This is a genomic window from uncultured Nitrospira sp. (genome assembly GCA_902500695.1).
GTDB lineage: Bacteria > Nitrospirota > Nitrospiria > Nitrospirales > UBA8639 > Nitrospira_E.
The window spans coordinates 25,095-29,219 of sequence record CABVRQ010000001.1 but is presented as its reverse complement, the minus strand read 5'-3'; the positions used below and the strand labels follow the sequence as shown (position 1 = coordinate 29,219).

At 54.9% G+C, this 4,125-nt stretch carries 3 protein-coding genes; all 3 read right to left on the bottom strand.

The annotated features are described in order from the left end of the window. Positions 1–762 (bottom strand): DUF3313 domain-containing protein (locus AAH187_RS00080; RefSeq protein WP_342346388.1); only part of this gene is annotated, 762 nt, incomplete at its 3' end. A 221-nt stretch (positions 763–983) separates the two neighbouring features. Then, positions 984–3,062 (bottom strand): transketolase, encoded by a 2,079-nt coding sequence (tkt, locus tag AAH187_RS00075; protein ID WP_342346387.1) that lies wholly within the window; start codon positions 3,060–3,062, stop codon positions 984–986. A 24-nt stretch (positions 3,063–3,086) separates the two neighbouring features. Next, positions 3,087–3,896, bottom strand: coding sequence for a polyphosphate kinase 2 (ppk2, locus tag AAH187_RS00070; RefSeq protein WP_342346386.1), 810 nt, complete (start codon positions 3,894–3,896; stop codon positions 3,087–3,089). Positions 3,897–4,125 lie beyond the last annotated feature (229 nt).

The window sequence follows — 4,125 nt, the reverse complement described above, 5'->3', positions numbered from 1 at the left end:
GGGATTCGGTGTCTTCCGCCATTCACGAAGCCGGTGGGCTAATGTATCCGCCCAATATGCAAATGCCTGGTGGACGTCGTCCCATGAATCCATAGAACCATCCAGGGATCTGGCCCCTACCCGGCGATCCGCAGCGGCCATTAATAAGGTTCCCGTGTTGCCATCGGTTAGTTTCGCCTCGATGCTAACGCGACCCACAAATGCCTGTGTCCCTGTTGCCAGTTCTTTCGCTTCGGATACGATGGTGGCAGGCGGAAGAATCGTGGACACGATATCCATCCCGACGTCAGATGGTTCAGCCTCCGTCAGAGCCAGTTCAATTTGCAACGCACCCGGAACAAGTTTGGGTACCACAAGGAAATCCTCTTTAAGCTTCCAGATGACTTTTGAACGTAGATCATCGGCCAATCGGTGTAATTCTTCCTGGGGTACGGTGGATTTTTTGGACAGCAATACGACGGCCGGTTCCACATACACGGCCCGGTACATTGAAAAATCAGCTTGAGGATTTTTGTATACAAGGAGAGCTTCACCCTCCTTGCCCGGTTGGAGAATCGAATAGTCTCCGAGAAACCCCGAGGTTTCCACTTCCCTCGCTTGTTCTGTTTGAGCACAGCCTGCTCCCCCGGCCACCATGATCAGAATCGACACCATCAAACCCCATTGTGCAAACCTGAGATTTCGTTGAATGTGTAACTCCCGTTCCTCTCCACCCACGTGAGATGTTTGATTGAGAGTGGGCCTTGTCACATGTTTCTTCATCGTCAATCCCTCACCCCCGTTCCTTTTAGCTTCTCAAAAAATGAGCTGTAGATACCATACAAGTTTTGTCGAATGGCTCAAGCAAGGCCAGCCAGCTAATGAAAACGTCCCTGCCTTGGGCCAGCCTGCAGGCGTCGGGTCATGGGAGACGAACCTTTCAGGAACTTTCATGAAAGAGCGAGGAGCCATTCTTTATGATCCCAACTTCTTGGGTCGGCCTCTCATGGGAGGGGAGGCCCGTATTTTTTGATCTGCTCTTTCGCCGCATCGACGATGCGTTCAACCGTAAATCCAAATTTCCTGGTGAGTTCCTTGAGGGGAGCCGAAGCCCCAAAGGTCTCCATGCCGATGATTCGACCGGTTGATCCCACATATCGCTCCCAGCCGAGGGTAGAAGCCTGCTCCACGGAAATCCGTGCGGTCACATGGGAAGGGAGCACCGTTTCACGATACTCCGGATGCTTCCGGCAATAATACTCAAAGATTTCCCATGAGGGCATACTCACTACGCGCGCCTGAATGCCCTCGGCCTTGAGCTGTTGATAGGCCTCCACGCAAATCGATACTTCACTGCCTGTGCCGATGAGGATGACGTCCGGTTGCCCACCCGCGTCAGCCAAAACGTAAGCACCTTGGGTCACACCGGATGCTGGTGCATACTTCGTCCTGTCAAGAGTAGGAACCGCCTGTCGCGTCAGGACGAGCGCGACCGGCTCATGGCGGAATTGCATGATCAGGCGCCAGGCTTCCACGACCTCGTTGGCATCAGCGGGACGAATGGTGATCAGGCCGGGGATGGCTCGCAGGGAGGCGATTTGATCGACAGGTTGGTGTGTCGGGCCGTCCTCGCCCACACCAATGGAATCGTGCGTGAAGATATAGATGACAGGAATTTCCATGAGGGCTGAGAGTCTCATGGTTGGCCGGGCGTAATCGCAGAAGACCAGGAAGGTTGATCCGAATGCGCGAACCTTTGAAAGCGCTAGCCCATTCACCACGGCCCCCATCGCATGTTCGCGAATGCCGAAGTGCAGGTTACGTCCTTGATAGGTGCCGGCAAAAAAATCCCCGGCTCCCTCAAACGTCAGGCGTGTTTTGACCGACGGGCCAAGATCGGCGGATCCCCCGACAAGCCACGGAACATTTCGTGCGATGCTATTGAGCGTCTTTCCGGATGAATCCCTGGTCGCCAATCCCTTGGCATCTGCCGGGAATGACGGCAATCCACCATCCCACCCCTCGGGGAGTTGACGATGCTGCATTCTGTACAGATGATCGGCAAGATCGGGATAGGCCTGTTTGTACGCCTCGAACAGGGAAAACCAGTTTTCCCGAAGTGCCCGGCCCCGTTTCCCAATGCCTTCACGGAAATACTCGCGTACTCCATCGGGAACCAGAAATTTGGCATCTTCAGGCCAGCCATATCGTTGTTTCGTCAATCGGATTTCCTCTTCACCAAGCGGTTCACCATGAGCGGCACTGGTGTCCTGCTTGTTGGGCGCCCCATAGGCAATGTGGCTATCCACGATAATCAACGTCGGCCGGTCCGGAGTGGCAAGGAAGGTATTGAAGGCACGAGTCAGCATGGCTAAGTCGTTCGCATCCCCAACTCGCGTGACATTCCAGCCATACCCGATGAACCTCGTGGCGACATCGTCGCTGGTGGCCAACTCGGTGTGGCCCTCTATCGTGATGTTGTTGTTGTCATAGATCCAACATAAATTAGAGAGTCGAAGATGTCCGGCAAGGGAGGCGGCTTCATGGGAGATTCCCTCCATCATGTCTCCGTCCCCACAGAGCGCATAGACGTGGTAATTGAAGAGTGGGAACCCGTCACGATTAAAGTGCGCCGCCATCCAACGTTCGGCAATGGCCATTCCCACGCTGGTGGCCACCCCTTGTCCCAATGGACCTGTCGTCATTTCCACGCCGGAAGTCCACCGGTATTCCGGATGGCCGGGGCATTTGCTCTCCAATTGGCGAAACCGCTTGATATCGTCCAGCGTCACCGAGAGGTGACCCATCCGTTCGTATTTACTATTGACGGCTTTGACCTCACAGAGATGCAGCAGAGAGTACAGCAACATGGACGCATGGCCGATGGACAGGACGAAGCGATCGCGGTTCCCCCATATCGGGTCGTCAGGATCGAACCTCAGGAATCGATTCCATAAACAATACGCCACCGGCGCCAGTGCCATCGGGGTGCCGGGATGCCCTGAGTTGGCCGCCTGGACCGCGTCCATGGACAAGGTACGGATGGTGTTGATGCAGAGTTGATCGAGTTGTTTGTCCGGCATGATGTCATGGCTCCAAGAGGTCGTTCAGTGTTTCTCAGGGATGTACGATCTTTTCTTCATCGTCGCCTGGTCGTCGTACTGATATTTTTCCGATCGATCGGGCAATTGTATTTTGGCGCGTTTCACCCTCTTATAGGGGATCAGACTGAGCAGATGGCTGATGCAGTTGAGGCGCGCGCGCTTCTTATTGTCCGACCGCACGATGTGCCAGGGGGCATGTTTCGAATCCGTGGCGTCCAGCATTCTATCGCGCGCGCGCGAGTACTCGTACCATTTCTCAAGTGCCGGCAGGTCCATCGGGCTGAGCTTCCATTGACGTACCGGATCGTCCACACGGGCCTGGAAACGCCTTCTCTGCTCATCGGGGCTCACTTCGAGCCAAAACTTGATCAATATGATCCCATTTTCCACGATGACTCCCTCGAACTTCGGCAATAGTTCGATGGCGCGTTCGTATTGCTCCTTAGCGCAGAAACCCATCACGTGTTCGACTCCGAGGCGGTTGTACCAACTGCGGTCCCAGATAACGATTTCACCGGCTGCCGGGAAATGCTGCATGTATCGCTGAATGTACATCTGGCCTTTCTCGCGGTCGGAAGGGGCCGGCAAGGCTACGACGCGAAACACACGAGGACTCACTCGTTCGGTGATGGCGCGGATGGTGCCGCCCTTACCGGCTCCGTCGCGGCCCTCGAACACCACCATGATCCGGGCGCCCTTTTCTTTGGTCCAATCCTGAAGATAGCAGAGTTCAGCCTGAAGTTTTCGCAACTCCTTCTCGTATTTTTTGCGGTTGAGTTTCGATTCGTCCTTTTCTTTTTGTTTCTTAGGCATAGCTCTAGACCCTCCATAAGTTAATCATACGCGAAACGCTCTGAGTAGGCCTATTCCTGTTTCCTGCCGCCATCCCTCTCCCCGGGGAGTGCCTAATAGTCGTTATTCCGCATCCGAGGCAGTTGCAGGGTGCGGAAGCCACTGTTAGGACACCGGGCAGGGCTTAACATTCCAGATATCGGCCGCATACTCCGCGATAGTCCGGTCGCTTGAAAATTTACCGGAGCCG

What these genes read in the sequence shown, in the direction of transcription:
- tkt (WP_342346387.1), bottom strand. Translation starts at nt 3,062, where the DNA reads ATGCCGGACAAACAACTCGATCAACTCTGCATCAACACCATCCGTACC.
- ppk2 (WP_342346386.1), bottom strand. Translation starts at nt 3,896, where the DNA reads ATGCCTAAGAAACAAAAAGAAAAGGACGAATCGAAACTCAACCGCAAA.